Origin of the sequence: Sphaerisporangium rufum (genome assembly GCF_016863395.1) — a bacterium.
GTDB lineage: Bacteria > Actinomycetota > Actinomycetes > Streptosporangiales > Streptosporangiaceae > Sphaerisporangium > Sphaerisporangium rufum.
In genome coordinates this window covers 1-14,882 of sequence record NZ_BOOU01000089.1, presented here as the reverse complement: position 1 = coordinate 14,882, position 14,882 = coordinate 1, and the positions used below count along the sequence as shown (strand labels likewise).

The following is a 14,882-nucleotide window of genomic DNA, read 5'->3' as shown; positions in this document are numbered from 1 at the left end:
GCGCCATGGCCACCACCCCCGAGAGACTCCTGCTCCGCCTGGAGTGGCAGGTCGTCCGCCGGCTGGACGGCCGGCTGCAGGGCGCCCACCGCACCGCGCACCGGGGCGCCGGGATCGACTTCACCGGGCTACGCCCCTACGGCGAGGGCGACGACGCCCGGCACATCGACTGGAACGTCACCGCCCGGCTGGACGAGCCGCACCTGCGCGTATTCACCGAGGACCGCGAGCTGACGGTGTGGCTGGTGCTGGACCGGTCGGCGTCGATGGCGGCCGGCCGGCCCGGCCGCGGCAAGCACGACGTGCTCGCCGAGCTGGCGCTCGTGCTGGCCCGGCTGTTCGGCCGGGGCGGCAACCAGGTCGGCGCGCTGCTGTTCGACACCGGGATGCTGCGCGTGGTGCCGCCCGGCACCTCCCGGCGGCACGCGCTGCGCATCGGCGCCGAGCTGGAGCGCACCGTCGCCGCGCGCGGCGGCGCCACCACCGACCTGGCCGAGATGCTGGACGCGGCCGGCCGGCTGGCCCGCCGCCGCGCGCTGGTCGTCGTGCTGTCGGACTTCATCGGCGACGGCGACTGGGAACGCGCGCTGCACCGCCTGGCCCGGCGGCACGAGGTCGTCGCGCTGCGCATCGTCGACCCGGCCGACGACGTGCTCCCCGAGGCCGGGCTGATCGTGGTCGAGGACGCCGAGACCGGCGAGCAGCTCGTCGTCGACTCCGCCGACCCGCTGCTGCGGGTCCGGCTGCGCGAGGCCGTCGACGCCCGCGACGCCCGGCTGGCGGCAGGCATGCGCCGGGCCGGGGTGCCCGTGCACCGGGTCGACACCGGCCGCGACCTGGCCGCGACGCTGGTCGAGGTGGTCGCCCGGACCGGGAGGCGGGCGCCATGACGCTGTCATCCCCGCTGCTGCTGGCCGCCGGCCTGCTGGTCACCGCGGCGCTGGTCTGGGCGGCCGCCGTCTCGGCCCGGCGGCGGACGGCGGCGCTCGCCGCGGCCGGCCTCGCGGTGCCCGGCGGCCGGCGCGCGCACCTGGGGACCGGGCTGACGATCGCCGGGATCGCGGTGCTCGCGATCGCCGCCGCCGGACCGGCGGCCATGGTGCCGGTGCCGCGGACCGCGGGCACCGTGATCCTCGCCGTCGACGTCTCCAACAGCATGGGCGCCGCCGACGTCGCGCCCACCCGGCTGGCCGCCGCGCAGCGGGCGGCCCGCGCGTTCGTCGCGGCGCAGCCCGACACCGTCGACATCGGCGTCGTGGCGTTCGAGCGGGGCGCGCTCACCATCGCCCGGCCGGACGCCGACCACACCGCCGCGGTCAAGGCCATCGACCGGTTGAAGCTGACCGGCGGCACCTCGCTGGGCGCGGCCATCACCGGCTCGCTGTCGGCGATCACCGGCCGGCAGGTGGCCATCGGCCGCGACGGCGCCGCGCCCGACATCGGCTACTGGCCGTCCGCGACGATCGTCATGTTCTCCGATGGCCAGAACCAGGGCGCGGACGCCGAGCGCGCCGCCGAGGTGGCGCAGCGGGCGGGCGTGCACATCCACACCGTCGGGGTGGGCACCACCGACGGCGCGGCGGTCGAGGTGGACGGCTTCCGCCTGCAGACCGCGCTCGACGAGGACACCCTCACCTCGATCGCGCGGACGACCGGCGGCGACTACCACCCCGCCTCCGACGCGGCGCGGCTGGACGGGGTCGCGGGCTCGATCGACCTGCGGCTCACCGTCTCCGACGAGCCGCTGCCGCTGGCCGGCGGGCTGATCGGGCTCGCCCTCGCGCTGCTGGCCGCCGGCGCGGCGCTCACCGTGCTCCGGACCGGACGGATGATCTGAATGTCGCTGTCATGGCCATGGGCGCTGCTGTCCATCCTGATCATTCCGCTGATCTTCGCGATCCGGGAGTGGGCCCGCCGCCGGCGCCGGCGGGCCGCCGTCCGGGTCACCTCGATCGCGCTGGTCCGCACCGCGCTGCCCGGCCGCTCCCGCTGGACGCGGCGGATCCCGCCGGCGCTGCTGGTCGCCGGGCTCGCGCTGCTCGCGGTGGGTGCCGCGCGCCCGCAGGCGTCGGTGCCGGTGCCGATGCGCTCGGCGACGATCCTGCTCGCGCTGGACACCTCCGGCTCCATGTGCTCCACCGACGTCACCCCCAACCGGCTCACCGCCGCCCGCAAGGCCGCGGCGGACTTCATCGAGTCGCAGCGCGGCGGGCCGCGCATCGGCCTGGTCACCTTCGCCGGCACCGCGGGCCTGCTCGTCCCGCCCACCGACGACACCGACGCGCTGGTCAAGGCGCTGGACGGCCTCACCGTGGCGCGGGGCACCGCGATCGGGCAGGCGATGCTCACCTCGATCGACGCGATCGCCGAGGTCGACCCGTCGGTCGCGCCCACCGGCGCGACCCCGCCGGCGGCGGCCCCCGGCAGCGGGCAGGGCAGCGCCGCCATCGTGGTGCTCACCGACGGCGCCAACACCCAGGGCGTGAACCCGCGGACCGCCGCCCGGGAGGCGGCGCTGCGCGGCGTCCGGGTCTTCCCCATCGGCTTCGGCACCACCACTCCGGCTCCCATGGTGTGCGACAACTCCGAGTTCGACGGCCGCGGCTACGGCGGCTGGGGCGGCGGCGGCTTCGGCGGGCGCGGCGGCTTCGACCGCGGCCGCAACCCCCGCGACATCGACGAGCCCACCCTGAAGGAGATCGCCCGGACCACCGGCGGCTCCTACCACCGCGCCGAGAACGCCGGCCAGCTGGAAAGCGCCCTGGACGCCCTGCCCGGTAGCTTCACCGTCATCCGGGAGAAGGTCGACACCGCCGCCTTCTTCGCCGCCGGCGGCGCCCTGCTGATCGCCACCGCCCTGTCCCTCTCCCTCTGGTGGAACCGCCCCCGGAAATCGTCCCACTGAGGGGAGCCACCGGGTCAGGCGTTCTCGTGGTGGAAGCGGCGGGTGGCGGCGGCGATGCCGGCGACGGCGAACAGGGCGGCCACCCCGGCGCCGAGCAGCGCGTCCGGCGCGGTGTAGTGGCCGGCGAACAGCGCGCGCAGGCCGTCCACCACGTACCGGAACGGGGTGAGGCGCGACAGCACGTCCAGCCAGCCGGGGGCCAGGGACATCGGCAGCAGCGCGCCGGACAGCAGTATGAGCGGCACCAGCACCGTGCTCATCAGCGGCGCGAACATCTCCTGGTTCAGGCTGAGCGCCACCGCGTACGACAGCGCGGCCAGCGCGGCGGCGAGCAGCAGCAACAGGGCCAGGCCGAGCAGCACGCCGGGCAGCGGGGCCCGCAGCCCGAACGCGTAGCCGAGGCCGACCAGTGCGACCGCCTGGACGAGGAGCACCAGGACGTCCTTGGCCACCCGGCCGAGCAGCAGCGACATCCGGCTCGCCGGGGTGACCCGGAGGCGTTCCAGCACGCCGAACTTCTGGTCGAAGACGATGCCGAACCCGCTCATGCCAGCGCTGAGCAGGCCGAGTTGCACCAGCAGCCCGGGCACCAGCACCTCCCAGGAGCCGACGCCGCTGCGGGCGAACAGCGGCCCGAACAGCACCAGGAACAGCACCGGTTGCAGCGCGCCGAACACCAGCGCGGCCTTCACCCGGAAGGTCTGCCGGACGTAGTGGCGGGCGAGGACGAGAGTGGTCACGGGGCTGGTCTCCTCGGGGGGATCGAAACGGTGATCATGCAGTAGGTCTCCTCGAACAGGGCGACGCCTTGCCCAGGAGGCGGTGCCCCGTGCGGGTCGCCGGGGCGGCGGCACCTGGAAGGCGGCGGGTGACCGGTCGAACGGATACCTCCCCCGACCCCCGTCACGCGGCGGCCTCCGCGCGCAGCGGGCGGCCGGTGAGGGAGAGGAAGACGTCGTCCAGGGTGGCCGCCGGGCCGATCTCCGCCTTGAGCGCGGCCGGGGTACCGGCGCCGGCCACCCGGCCGCCGTCCACGATCAGCAGCCGGTCGCACAGCGCGTCGGCCTCGTCCAGGTAGTGGGTGGACAGGAAGACGGTCAGGCCGCGCTCGGCGCGCAGCCGCCGCACGTCGTCCCACAGCGCGGCCCGGGCGCGCGGGTCGAGGCCGGTGGTGGGCTCGTCCAGGAACAGCAGCGCCGGAGCGTGCAGCAGGCCCATCGCGATGTCCGCCCGGCGGCGCTGGCCACCGGACAGCGACGCGGCCGGCCGGGCGGCCAGATCGGCCAGGTCGAGGGACTCCAGCACCTCGGCCACGCGGTCGCGGGCCGCGGTGGCACCCATCCCGTAGAGCCGGGCCTGCAGCTCCAGCTCCTCGCCGAGCAGCGCGCCGGGGCCCATGGTGCCGCCCTGCGGCACGTAACCGATCCGCCGGCGGACCTTCGCAGGCTCGGCGGTCAGGTCGTGCCCGGCGACGGTGGCGGTGCCGCCGGTCGGGCGCAGCAGCGTGGTGAGCATGCGCAGGGTGGTCGTCTTTCCTGCGCCGTTCGGGCCGAGGAAGCCGACGATCTCGCCGGCCGCGACGTCGATGTCCAGCCTGCGGACGGCCTCGACCGGGCCGGTCTTGGTGGTGAAGGTCCGGGACAGACCTCTGGCGTGAATCATGCCGAGTACAGTAACACCAAATTTGGAGTCACTTAAACTTTGCCTTGACTCCCGACTGTGTGCCGAGGGCCGCCCGGCTGTATATGTGTCAGCGTGGAGTTGGACACGCTTGATCGCGCGATCGTCGGGGCCCTGATCGAGGACGCCCGATCGACCTATGCCGAGATCGGCCAGCGGATCGGGCTGTCCGCGCCCGCGGTGAAGCGGCGGGTGGACCGGCTGCTCAGCACCGGCGCCATCACCGGGTTCACCGCCCGGGTGGAGCCGTCCGCCCTCGGCTGGACCACCGAGGCCTACGTCGAGCTGTTCTGCCGGGGCAAGACGTCGCCCGCCGAGATCGGCACCGCGGTGGCCCGACTGCCCGAGGTGATCTCCGCCTGCACGATCACCGGGGAGGCGGACGCGCTGCTGCACATCCGGGCCAAGGACGTCCGGCACGTCGAACAGGTGATCGAGCGGGTCGCCGCCGAGCCGTTCGTGGTGCGCACCAAGAGCGCGATCGTGCTGTCCCGGCTGATCGACGATCCGCCGCTGGCGCCACACCCGGCCTGACGGCGCCCTTCACCTCGTTTCGGTCTGCTTTAAACGATATTTCCATCACACGCAACAAAACGACGAGTGAGCCCCCTAACGCGCAAGGGATCGCCGGAGGCACGCAAGGTCCGCGACTACCCGCTGCACGGGCGCGTTCCTACGCTGTAGCCATCTGACCGGCCGTAATCCGACGGAGTGATACATGGCGCACTCTCGGCACTACCTGATGTGCCGTCCCGACCACTTCGCGGTGGAATACGCGATCAACCCGTGGATGGATCCGAGCAAGGGCGCCGACGCGGCCACCGCCGTCCGCCAGTGGGAGCGGCTGAAGGAGACCTACGAGGAGCTCGGCCACCGGGTCAGCCTGATCGACCCGATCGACGGCCTGCCGGACATGGTGTTCGCCGCCAACGGCGCCCTGGTCGTCGGCGGGCGCGTCTACGGCGCCCGGTTCGCCACCGCCGAGCGTGCCGCCGAAGGCCCCGCCTACCTGCGGTGGTTCACCGAGAACGGGTTCGCCCCGGTCATGGAGCCCACGGTCACCAACGAGGGCGAGGGCGACTTCCTGGTCCTGGACGAGGTGGTGCTGGCCGGCACCGGCTTCCGTACCGAGATCGCCGCGCACCAGGAGGCCCAGGAGTTCCTCGGCCGCCCGGTGGTCACGCTGCGCCTGGTGGACCCGTGCTACTACCACCTGGACACCGCGCTGTTCCCGATCGACGGGCGCAACGTGGCCTACTACCCGGGCGCGTTCTCGCCGGGCAGCCGGGACGTACTGCGGCGGATGTTCCCCGACGCCGTCATCGCCGGCCCCGACGACGCGGCGGTCCTCGGCCTGAACGCGGTCAGCGACGGCCACAACGTCATCGTCAACGTCGAGGCCGCCGACCTGTCCCTGGAGCTGAAGCGCCGGGGCCTCAACGTCATCCCCGTCGACCTGAGCGAGCTGCGCAAGGCCGGCGGCGGACCCAAGTGCTGCACCCTGGAGATCCGCCCATGAGCCACACCACCAGCGAACTCATCGAGCAGAGCGAGCGCCGCAGCGCGCACAACTACCACCCGCTGCCGGTGGTCGTGCGCGAGGCGCGCGGCGCCTGGGTGACCGACGTGGAAGGACGCCGGTACCTGGACTGCCTGGCGGGCTACTCGTCGCTGAACTTCGGCCACGGCAACGAGACGATCCTGCGGGCGGCCCGCGAGCAGCTCGACCGGGTCACTCTCACCAGCCGGGCGTTCTTCCACGACCGGTTCGCCGACTTCTGCCGGGGCCTGGCCGACCTGTGCGGCAAGGACATGGTCCTGCCGATGAACACCGGCGCCGAGGCGGTGGAGACCGCGATCAAGGTGGCCCGCAAGTGGGGCTACGAGGTCAAGGGCGTCGCCGCCGACCAGGCGAACATCGTGGTCATGGAGGACAACTTCCACGGCCGCACCACCACGATCGTCGGCTTCTCCACCGACCCCGACGCGCGGGAGGGCTTCGGGCCGGCCACCCCGGGCTTCCGCGTCGTCCGCTACGGCTCGGCCGAGGCGATCCGCGAGGCGATCGACGAGAACACCGTCGCGGTGCTGCTGGAGCCCATCCAGGGCGAGGCGGGCGTGCTGGTGCCGCCGGCCGGCTACCTGGAGCAGGTCCGCGAGATCTGCACCGAGCACGACGTGCTGTTCATCGCCGACGAGATCCAGTCCGGCCTGGGCCGCACCGGCGAGACCTTCGCCTGCGACCACGAGGGCGTGGTGCCGGACATGTACGTGCTGGGCAAGGCGCTCGGCGGCGGCGTCGTACCGGTGTCGGCGGTGGTCGCCGACAGCGACGTGCTCGGCGTCATCCGGCCCGGCCAGCACGGCTCGACGTTCGGCGGCAACCCGCTGGCCTGCGCGGTCGGCGGCGCGGTGCTGGAGCTGCTCGGCACCGGCGAGTACCAGGCCCGCGCCCGCGACCTCGGCGCGCTGCTGCACGAGCGGCTGCGCGCGCTGACCGGCCGCGGCGTGGTCGCGGTACGCGGCCGCGGGCTGTGGGCCGGGGTGGACGTCGACCCGGCCATCGGCACCGGCCGCGAGGTCTGCGAGGCGCTGATGCGCCGCGGCGTGCTCGCCAAGGACACCCACGGCTCCACCATCCGGCTGGCGCCGCCGCTGGTGATCTCGGCCGAGGACCTTGAGTGGGCCGTCGAGCAGCTCGCCGCGGTGCTCGCGGAGCTGCCGGCGCCGGCCGGGCTGTCCGGCACCGCCGAGCCGGCCGCCGGCTGACGGCGGCGCCGCGTTCGGACCGGCCTGCCCGGACCGGCACGCACGACCGGCACGCACGACCGGCACGCACGACCGGCACGGCCGGACGGGCCCGCGGGGCCCGCGGTCGCGGATACGGCCGGGCCTACGGAAGGCCGGCCGTATCCGCCCGGGGCGGCCGGCGCTCAGTACGTCAGTTTCACCTGGGCCGCTCAGGACGTCAGTTTCACCTGGGCCAGGTCCTCGAACTCCGTCCGCGCGGTGTACCAGCGCACTTCCGCCGACCGGCCGTCCAGCTCCAGGGACGCCAGCGCGTTCGGGAACCACGGCCCCTCGGTGATCTTCCAGCGCAGTACCCGGCGGGGCAGCTTGGCGGTCCTGGCCAGCACCCCGCCGACCAGGCTGGCCACCCCGAACGAGCCGATGACGTTGGCCAGTCGCAGCGTGCGGCTCAGCGGGTTGCGGATCGGCGAGCAGACCGCCTGGTAGATGCGGGCGCGGTCCAGGTCGTGCTCCGGCCGGGCCGCCGCCGCCAGGTAGGAGTAGTGCACGTCACCCGACAGCAGCACGATGGTGGCGGGCGCCCGGCCGCGCCGCCCCTCGGCCACCTCGGCGAGCACCGCGCTGAGCCGTTCGAACGAGGCGCGGAACGCCCCCCAGTGCTCCAGGTCCATGCCCTGGCGGATCTTCTCGCCCACCTTGATCATGCGGCGCCCCCAGGCGCCGTCGGCGACCGCCTCGTTCCAGCTCTCCACGTCGAAGATGCCGGCCGGCAGGAACACCGGGACCGAGGAGCCGATGAGCAGGTGGTCGACGTCGCCGGCCGCCACCTCGGTGAACCAGTCCCACTCGTCGTCGTCCAGCATGCTGCGGTCGCCGGGGGTGAGCCGCCGGGCGCACCGGGTGTCCAGCATGATCAGCCGGTTGCGCCCGACGTCGCGGGTGTAGCTCCACCGGTTGGTGGTCGGGTCCTCGTCGGCCAGCCTGGCGAACGCGTCGAGCTCGACGCCGGCGTCCCCGTCGAAATTCTTGATCTTGGTGAACACCGGGTCGTCGCGCCGCTCGGCCGGGGACAGGTTGCCCAGGTGCTGGTAGACCCAGTAGGCGCCGAGCGCGGAGACGATGCGGGTCGGCCACCACGGCACCTCGGCCATCTTGCGGCGCCAGGGCAGCGAGGTGTTCCAGTCGTCGCGCACGTCGTGGTCGTCGAAGATCATCGCGCTGGGCACGGTGGACAGCAGCCAGCGCACCACCGGTTCCATCCAGGCCCGCCGGTACAGCTCGGCGTACTCCTCGAAGTCGACGATCTCCTCCGGACCGTCCTGCCGCCGGGACCTGATGTAGTCGATCATGTCCTGGGACGGCTCGTCGGCGTACACCTGGTCGCCGAGCATCAGCAGCAGGCTCGGCATGTCGTCTCCGGCCATCAGCCGCAGGCCGTACTCGCGCAGCACGTCCACCCCGTGGGTGCGCCGGTGGTAGTCGTCGTGCGGCACGGTGGTCCGGCAGGAGCCGAACATCACCCGCTCCAGGTCGGCGAGCGGGCAGATGCGGCTCTCCGGCTGGTCGTCGAGCGGCCACACCCGCTGCCCGTCCAGCTCGACGGAGTAGGCGCCGGTCCCCTCGACATCGACGATCGCGTAGTGGTGGCCGTGCACGGTGAACGTCCGGTCGGCGGTCCGGCCGCCGGCGACCTCGACGGTCACCTCGCACGGTTCGTCGGTCTCCACCCATATGGACGCGCTCGTCTCGTCGACGTAGCGCAGCATCGGCCCAACAAGCAGTCCGGGCACGTGACCTCCCTTTGGCACAGCGTTCATGCACCTTATGCGGAAATCCGCCCTGGTGCAGCGCCGGTTCGCCGTCCGACCTCCCCAGATCCGCGCGGCTCCCGGCGACTCCGCGGTGCGGGTCCGCCCGGCACGGCCTGCCCGGATGGCGCATGATCGGTCGTCAACCGGCCCGCGGATCCCCTGCCCCAAATCGCGCGAAAAATCATCCCAAAGGATAGATATCGGCGACAAACACCGTGGACCGCTCAGCCGGCCGCCGCCCCTCGTCCCGATTCGCCGGAGGCGGCGGACGTATCGCCGCCCGGCACGCCGTCTTCCGACTCCGCCCCGGACGATCCGGCCGGCGCCGCGGACATCCGGTCGACGATCTTCTGAAGCGCGCTCTCCAGATGACGGCGCTCGGCGCCGGTGAGGGTGGCGGTGGCGTGCTCGGTGAGCCGCCGGCGGGCCTCCTCGATCGGGCCGCGCGCCGACCTGGCCCGCTCGGTCAGGTACAGCCGGACCAGGCGCCGGTCGGCGGCATCGCGCCGGCGCGCCAGCAGCCCGGCGGCCTCCATCCGGGTGGCGGTGTTGACGATGGTCGGGGTGGCGACGCCCATCCGGGCGGCCACCTCCCCCGGGGTGAGCCCGTCCTCCTCCCAGAGCACCTCGAGCACGAGGTTCTGCCCGACCCGGACGCCATGCGCGCTCATCGCCTCGTCGGCGGCGGCCCGGAGCAGCTTGGACGCCTTCGTGAACAGCCTCAGGACCTCCGTCATCGCGCCATCATAAGTATTGATAGCACGCTAACGATTTCCTGGTACGATTCGTTAGCACGCTATCGACTTTCCGGACGCCCTGCCGGTTCGCGGGCGTCCGGCCCCCATCCCCTGGAGAAGGCCATGATTCTTGTCACCGGCGGACTCGGTTTCATCGGTTCCCACGCGGCGCGGGCGCTGCTGGACATGGGCCACGACTGTGTCCTCGCGCAGCGGCGCCCCGCCGCCCCGTCCGCGGTGGTGACCGGCGCGCGTGGCGGGCGGGCGGTGACCGTGACGGCGGACTGCACCGACCCGGCGAGCCTGCTCGCCATCGGAGAGCAGCACCGGATCACCGGCGTCCTGCACCTGGCCGCCGCGCCCATCGGCGGGCCGGCCGCGCCGGAGCTGGCGGCGAACATGCGCGGCCTGCTCACCGTGCTGGAGGCGGCCCAGGCGTGGCAGGTGCCGCGGGTCGTGCTGGCCAGTTCCATCGGCGTCTACGCCGGCGCCACCCCCACCGGGCCCGGCGCCCCGGCGTTCCGCGAGGACGCGCCGCTCCCGATCGCCAGCCCGCACGCCATCCCGGCCGCGAAGAAGGCGATGGAGAACCTCGCCGCCGTCATCGACGGCAGCGGCGGCCAGGAGATGGTGTGCGCCCGGATCGGCGCGATCTGGGGCCCGCTCGGCCGACCGTCCTCCCCGTTCTTCGCCGCGCCCCAGCTGGTACACGCGGCGGCCGGCGGAGCGCCGTGCCCGCCACCCGCGGCCGCCGCGGGCATCGACATGATGTACGCCCCGGACTGCGGGCGGGCGCTCGCGCTGCTGCAGACCGCGCCCGAGCTGTGCCACCGGACCTACAACGTGGCGAGCGGCCGGGTCACCACCAACCGGGAGCTGGCCGCCGCGCTGGCCCGCGCCGTGCCCGGTGCGGACCCCGTCCTGACCGACGGGGGCGGCGGCCACCCGCTCGGCGCTCCCCTGTCGATCGACCGGCTGCGCGCCGACACCGGATACGCCCCCGGCCACGACCTGGACCAGGCCGTCACCCATTACCTGTCCTGGCTCCGCGCCGGCCACCCCCGCTGACCTCCCCGGATGGCCGCCCTACCGGCGAGCGACCAGGCGCCCGTCATCCTGTCGCGCCACCGGCGTCCGCGTCCGAAACCGTCCCCGGCCCGGGATCGGGCCGGGGGCGGCAGAGGTCAGGCCGGCTGGGCGCGGACCCAGGCGATCGTCTCCTCGAGGGCCCGCTCCATGGGGGTGGCGGCCATCCCGAAGGTCTCGGTGAACGCGGTGGAGTCCATCACGTACGGGCGGACCCACTGGTAGCGGGTCTCCTCCATCTCCCGCAGCTGCGGCGAGACCAGCCCGATCGCGCGCATCACCAGGTGCGGGACGACCGAGATGCGCGGCGCGGGCGCCCCGGCGATGGCCGCGGTCCGCTCGGCGATCCGCCGGATGGTCCAGGCCGGCGGGCTCGGCACGTGCCAGGCGCGGCCGTAGGCCCGCTCGTCGGTCCCCGCGATCATCAGCGCGCGGGCCACGTCCGGCAGGTAGGTCGCGGTGTGCGGCAGGTCCGGGTCGACCGGGAGCCGCACCGGCCGGCCGGCGACCACCGGTCCGATCACCATGCCGCCCACCGACTGCTGCGGGTGCTGGCCGGGGCCGAAGTAGTCCGAGCCGCGGACCTCGGTGACCCGCACCCGGCCCGCCCGGTGCGCGGCGAGCGCGTCCTGCCACATCCGGACCCGCACCCGGCCCTTGACGCCGGGCGCGGCCAGCGGCGTCTCCTCGGTCATCAGCCCGTCCACCGGGCCGTACCCGTACAGGTTGCCCAGGATGACCAGCGCGGCGCCGCCACGCTCGGCGGCGCCGAGCATCGCCGTGGCCATCGGCGGCCAGTCACGCGGCCAGCGGTGGTACGGCGGGTTCACGCAGTTGTAGAGGGCGTCGGCGCCGGCGGTGAGCTTGGCGAGGCGCTCGGCGTCCGCGGCGTCGGCCGCGACCCGGGTCACCTCCGGCCGGACCGGGCCGGAACCCGAGCGGGTGACCACGACGATCTCGTGCCCCGCGTCGGCCAGCAGCTCCGCGAGCCGCCCGCCGACCTGACCGGCGCCGATGATGACGTGCTTGCCCATGGTGTTTCTCCTCGCTTGTCGAGTCGTCCGTCGAGCGGTCAGATCTGGTGCCAGAGGATGCGCAGCAGCGCGTTGGCGGCGAAGACGGCGGCGAACACGGCCGAGACGGTGATCAGACCGGCGGCGGCCGCCGCGGCGACGCCGGCGCCGAACCAGCCGATCTCCAGCAGCACCCGGCCGGCCCCGCGCAGCGGGAAGGTCGCCTTGGGTGAGCCGAAGAACGCCCACAGGCCGGCCATCAGCGCCGGCCCGCCGATGCCGAGCAGCAGCCGGAGCGGCCAGTTACCCCCGGTGGTGAACCCCCAGTAGCCGACGGCCAGGTAGACCCCGAGCTCCAGGAAGAACATCACGGCCAGATTGGCGTTCTTGGCCATCGTCAGCATCATCGACCATCCTTGTGCAGCGCTTCGTTCTGAGAGCAATGCTCTCCAAACGGAGTGCCGATGTCAAGAGCAGTGCTCTCGCATAGTTCAGGCGCTCCGGGATGCGCGTGACCGGCCGGCCGGCGGCATGATCGAGAAGTGAGCGAAGACGTGGCACTGCGCCCGGTGCGCGAAGACGACCTGGCGACGATCGAGGACCTGCAGGTGAACCCGGAACGGACCGGGGAGTTCGCCTGGTTCGGCTGGCGCGACGTACGCGCCTGGCGGCGGCGGTGGGAGGAGAACGGGCTACTGCACCCCGAGCAGGGCACCCTGATGGTCGTCCGCGCGGCCGAGAGCCTGGGCTTCGTGACCTGGCGCACCATCCATCGGACGACGGCCTCCACCAACCTGTCGATCGGCATCGGGATGCTGCCGGAGGCCCGGGGCCACGGGTACGGCACGCAGGCCCACCGGCTGATCGCCCGCTACCTGTTCGCGCACACGCTGGTGCACCGGATCGAGGCCGACACCGAGGTGGAGAACATCGCCGAGCAGCGGGCCCTGGAGAAGGCCGGGTTCGTCCGGGAAGGCGTGACCCGCTCGTGCGCCTGGCGGGACGGAGCCTGGCGCGACGGCGTCACCTACAGCCTCCTCCGCACCGACCCCCCGGTCTGAGGGCGCCCGGATCGGCGGATCGGGCGCGGATCGGGCGGCCGGCGATCAGGAAAGGGCGGGCAGCGCGAAGCGCTGGGCGAAGGCGGACATCTCGTCCTGCCGGCGGGCCGGATCGGTCTCGGTGGGCGACACCACGACGCGGGTGACGCCCTGGGCGGCCAGCGTCTCGACCCGCTCGGCGGTGATGTCCATCGACCCCCAGCGCGTGTAGTCCAGCGCGCCGGGGTCCCGGCCGGCCGCCGCGGCGGAGTCACGGACCAACTCCCACTGGAGTTCGCGTTCGGCCGGTGTGAGCATGCCGCCGGGAAAGTAGCCGTCGCCGCGGCGTCCGGCCCGGCGCGCGGCCGCCCGGCTGGACCCGCCGACGTGGACCGGCAGGCCGGTGCCGCCGTGCGGCTTGGGATAGACGCACGCCTGGTCGAAGGCGAAGAACTCGCCGGCGAAGCTCACGCCGGCCTCGTCGCCCGCCCAGAGCAGCCGCAGCACGTCGATCGCCTCGTCGGCCCGCCGGCCGCGGGTGGCGAAGTCCACCCCCACCGCGGCGGCCTCGCCGGGCAGGGTGCCCAGGCCCACGGTGAGCAGCCGCATCCGGCCGCCGGACAGCACGTCGACGGTCGCCAGCCGCTTGGCGAGGACCACCGGGTGGTGGTACGGCACCAGCAGCACGGCGGTGCCGAGCAGGATGCGCCGGGTGGCGGCCGCGACGAAGGCCAGGCAGTCGAGCGGGTCGGGGTAGGGCAGCGCCGGCGGGAACTCGAAGCCGCCGACCGCGGCGCCTGGATAGAGCATGATGTGCTCGGGCAGGTAGAAGCCCTCGAAGCCGCAGTCGTCGGCGTGCCTGGCGTAGGCCACCAACCGGCCGGGGTCGACGGCGTCGGCGGTGGAGCAACTGATCGCGAATTTCATCGTCGTCCTTGAAGTCGGAGCCCGCGATCACGGTAGAACCCTGCCATCGGCGTCAAGGCAAGCCTCCTCTGCTCACCGAGGCCGAGGAGGATCTCCCGAAGCCGGACGTTCCAGGCCCCGTGCCACCCGGGCTGGAGCGGTGCTCTCATCTCGTGGCGGCGCTCTGGTACAGTGGCCGGATGAACGCAGGCCGTACCGCACGGGAGCGGGTCCGTGCCGAGCTGACCGGCGAGATCAAGGACGAGGCGCGGCGGCAGCTCGCCGCCGAGGGCGCCGCCGGGCTGTCGCTGCGCGCGGTCGCCCGCGAGCTCGGCATGGTCTCCTCGGCGATCTACCGCTACTTCCCCAGCCGCGACGAGCTGCTCACCGCGCTCATCATCGACGCCTTCGACGCGGTCGGCTCCGCCGTGGAGCTGACCGAGGCCAAGGTGCCCCGCGAGCAGTACCTGGAACGCTGGCTGACCGCCTGCCGCGCGGTCCGCGCCTGGGCACTGGCCCACCCGCACGAGTACGCGCTGATCCACGGCTCCCCCGTCCCCGGCTACGTCGCCCCGCAGGACACCGCCGCACCGGCCGCCCGCGACGGCATCGTGATGGGCGGCATCCTGCGCGACGCCCACCAGGCCGGCCGGCTGTCCCCGCCCCCCGGCCTGCCGCCGGCCCCGGTGGAGTTCGCGGCGGACGCGGCCCGGCTCCGCGACCCGTTCTTCACCGGCCTGCCCGACGACGTCATCCTGGGCGCCGTGCTCGCCTGGACGCACGTGTACGGGTTCGTCAGCTTCGAGCTGTTCGGCATGTACAAGAACGTCATCGAGGACGACCGCCCGGCCGCCTTCGACCACCTGATCCGCACCCAGGCCCACCTCCTCGGCCTCCCACCCGACTGACTCACCGCCCCGGATCAGCGCGAGGCGCGGCGCCTGAATCCATCC

Annotated in this window: 16 protein-coding genes; 9 read left to right on the top strand and 7 right to left on the bottom strand. The window is 73.7% G+C overall.

The window, feature by feature from the left end; all coding sequences use genetic code 11:
* Positions 1 to 5: 5 nt before the first annotated feature.
* From Sru01_RS30635 to Sru01_RS30625, 3 genes are read left to right on the top strand one after another with little or no spacing between them, the layout of a single operon-like run.
* A complete protein-coding gene (locus Sru01_RS30635; protein WP_203993018.1) occupies positions 6 to 890 on the top strand; it encodes a DUF58 domain-containing protein in 885 nt (294 codons plus the stop codon).
* A complete protein-coding gene (locus Sru01_RS30630; RefSeq protein ID WP_203993015.1) occupies positions 887 to 1,837 on the top strand; it encodes a VWA domain-containing protein in 951 nt (316 codons plus the stop codon). Before Sru01_RS30635 ends, Sru01_RS30630 begins: the two co-directional genes overlap by 4 nt.
* On the top strand, positions 1,838 to 2,905 hold the full coding sequence (locus Sru01_RS30625; RefSeq protein WP_203993012.1) for a vWA domain-containing protein: 1,068 nt from the start codon (positions 1,838 to 1,840) through the stop codon (positions 2,903 to 2,905). It abuts the gene before it with no gap.
* A 14-nt stretch (positions 2,906 to 2,919) separates the two neighbouring features.
* Here Sru01_RS30625 and Sru01_RS30620 read toward each other — a convergent pair whose 3' ends face one another.
* Positions 2,920 to 3,645, bottom strand: coding sequence for an ABC transporter permease (locus tag Sru01_RS30620; RefSeq protein ID WP_203993009.1), 726 nt, complete (start codon positions 3,643 to 3,645; stop codon positions 2,920 to 2,922).
* 163 nt (positions 3,646 to 3,808) lie between these two features.
* Complete coding sequence (locus Sru01_RS30615; protein WP_203993006.1) at positions 3,809 to 4,567, bottom strand: ABC transporter ATP-binding protein; 759 nt, start codon at positions 4,565 to 4,567, stop codon at positions 3,809 to 3,811.
* 93 nt (positions 4,568 to 4,660) lie between these two features.
* Here Sru01_RS30615 and Sru01_RS30610 point away from each other — a divergent pair, with 93 nt between their 5' ends.
* From Sru01_RS30610 to rocD, 3 genes are all read left to right on the top strand, one after another.
* Entirely contained in the window at positions 4,661 to 5,119 is a 459-nt protein-coding gene (locus tag Sru01_RS30610) for an Lrp/AsnC family transcriptional regulator (RefSeq protein WP_203993004.1), read from the top strand.
* A gap of 184 nt (positions 5,120 to 5,303) precedes the next feature.
* Positions 5,304 to 6,104 (top strand): dimethylargininase, encoded by an 801-nt coding sequence (gene ddaH, locus Sru01_RS30605; RefSeq protein WP_239137875.1) that lies wholly within the window; start codon positions 5,304 to 5,306, stop codon positions 6,102 to 6,104.
* Positions 6,101 to 7,354 (top strand): ornithine--oxo-acid transaminase, encoded by a 1,254-nt coding sequence (gene rocD, locus Sru01_RS30600; protein ID WP_203993001.1) that lies wholly within the window; start codon positions 6,101 to 6,103, stop codon positions 7,352 to 7,354. Before ddaH ends, rocD begins: the two co-directional genes overlap by 4 nt.
* Before the next feature lie 191 nt (positions 7,355 to 7,545).
* Here the strand turns inward: rocD and Sru01_RS30595 are convergent, their stop codons facing one another.
* Positions 7,546 to 9,126 (bottom strand): alkaline phosphatase D family protein, encoded by a 1,581-nt coding sequence (locus tag Sru01_RS30595; protein ID WP_239137874.1) that lies wholly within the window; start codon positions 9,124 to 9,126, stop codon positions 7,546 to 7,548.
* 245 nt (positions 9,127 to 9,371) lie between these two features.
* Positions 9,372 to 9,884, bottom strand: coding sequence for a MarR family winged helix-turn-helix transcriptional regulator (locus Sru01_RS30590; protein WP_203992997.1), 513 nt, complete (start codon positions 9,882 to 9,884; stop codon positions 9,372 to 9,374).
* Positions 9,885 to 10,007: 123 nt separating this feature from the next.
* Here Sru01_RS30590 and Sru01_RS30585 point away from each other — a divergent pair, with 123 nt between their 5' ends.
* Complete coding sequence (locus tag Sru01_RS30585; RefSeq protein ID WP_203992995.1) at positions 10,008 to 10,952, top strand: NAD-dependent epimerase/dehydratase family protein; 945 nt, start codon at positions 10,008 to 10,010, stop codon at positions 10,950 to 10,952.
* A 116-nt stretch (positions 10,953 to 11,068) separates the two neighbouring features.
* On the opposite strand, the gene Sru01_RS30580 is transcribed toward Sru01_RS30585, so the two are convergent.
* Together Sru01_RS30580 and Sru01_RS30575 are read right to left on the bottom strand one after the other, a co-directional pair.
* Positions 11,069 to 12,004 (bottom strand): NAD-dependent epimerase/dehydratase family protein, encoded by a 936-nt coding sequence (locus Sru01_RS30580; protein ID WP_203992993.1) that lies wholly within the window; start codon positions 12,002 to 12,004, stop codon positions 11,069 to 11,071.
* Positions 12,005 to 12,042: 38 nt separating this feature from the next.
* Positions 12,043 to 12,390 (bottom strand): YrdB family protein, encoded by a 348-nt coding sequence (locus tag Sru01_RS30575; protein WP_239137873.1) that lies wholly within the window; start codon positions 12,388 to 12,390, stop codon positions 12,043 to 12,045.
* 135 nt (positions 12,391 to 12,525) lie between these two features.
* On the opposite strand from Sru01_RS30575, the gene Sru01_RS30570 reads away from it, so the two are divergent.
* Entirely contained in the window at positions 12,526 to 13,044 is a 519-nt protein-coding gene (locus Sru01_RS30570; protein WP_203992991.1) for a GNAT family N-acetyltransferase, read from the top strand.
* Positions 13,045 to 13,089: 45 nt separating this feature from the next.
* Here Sru01_RS30570 and Sru01_RS30565 read toward each other — a convergent pair whose 3' ends face one another.
* Entirely contained in the window at positions 13,090 to 13,950 is an 861-nt protein-coding gene (locus tag Sru01_RS30565; RefSeq protein WP_203992989.1) for a TIGR03619 family F420-dependent LLM class oxidoreductase, read from the bottom strand.
* Positions 13,951 to 14,129: 179 nt separating this feature from the next.
* Between Sru01_RS30565 and Sru01_RS30560 the strand changes: the two genes are divergently transcribed.
* Entirely contained in the window at positions 14,130 to 14,837 is a 708-nt protein-coding gene (locus Sru01_RS30560) for a TetR/AcrR family transcriptional regulator (RefSeq protein ID WP_203992986.1), read from the top strand.
* Positions 14,838 to 14,882: the final 45 nt, after the last annotated feature.

Excerpts from the sequence above, each read along its gene's own strand:
- Sru01_RS30585 (WP_203992995.1), top strand. The coding sequence starts at position 10,008 with ATGATTCTTGTCACCGGCGGACTCGGTTTCATCGGTTCCCACGCGGCG.
- Sru01_RS30575 (WP_239137873.1), bottom strand. The coding sequence starts at position 12,390 with ATGATGCTGACGATGGCCAAGAACGCCAATCTGGCCGTGATGTTCTTC.
- rocD (WP_203993001.1), top strand. The coding sequence starts at position 6,101 with ATGAGCCACACCACCAGCGAACTCATCGAGCAGAGCGAGCGCCGCAGC.
- Sru01_RS30615 (WP_203993006.1), bottom strand. The coding sequence starts at position 4,567 with ATGATTCACGCCAGAGGTCTGTCCCGGACCTTCACCACCAAGACCGGC.
- Sru01_RS30565 (WP_203992989.1), bottom strand. The coding sequence starts at position 13,950 with ATGAAATTCGCGATCAGTTGCTCCACCGCCGACGCCGTCGACCCCGGC.
- Sru01_RS30580 (WP_203992993.1), bottom strand. The coding sequence starts at position 12,004 with ATGGGCAAGCACGTCATCATCGGCGCCGGTCAGGTCGGCGGGCGGCTC.
- Sru01_RS30635 (WP_203993018.1), top strand. The coding sequence starts at position 6 with ATGGCCACCACCCCCGAGAGACTCCTGCTCCGCCTGGAGTGGCAGGTC.
- Sru01_RS30630 (WP_203993015.1), top strand. The coding sequence starts at position 887 with ATGACGCTGTCATCCCCGCTGCTGCTGGCCGCCGGCCTGCTGGTCACC.
- Sru01_RS30560 (WP_203992986.1), top strand. The coding sequence starts at position 14,130 with ATGAACGCAGGCCGTACCGCACGGGAGCGGGTCCGTGCCGAGCTGACC.
- Sru01_RS30590 (WP_203992997.1), bottom strand. The coding sequence starts at position 9,884 with ATGACGGAGGTCCTGAGGCTGTTCACGAAGGCGTCCAAGCTGCTCCGG.
- Sru01_RS30625 (WP_203993012.1), top strand. The coding sequence starts at position 1,838 with ATGTCGCTGTCATGGCCATGGGCGCTGCTGTCCATCCTGATCATTCCG.
- ddaH (WP_239137875.1), top strand. The coding sequence starts at position 5,304 with ATGGCGCACTCTCGGCACTACCTGATGTGCCGTCCCGACCACTTCGCG.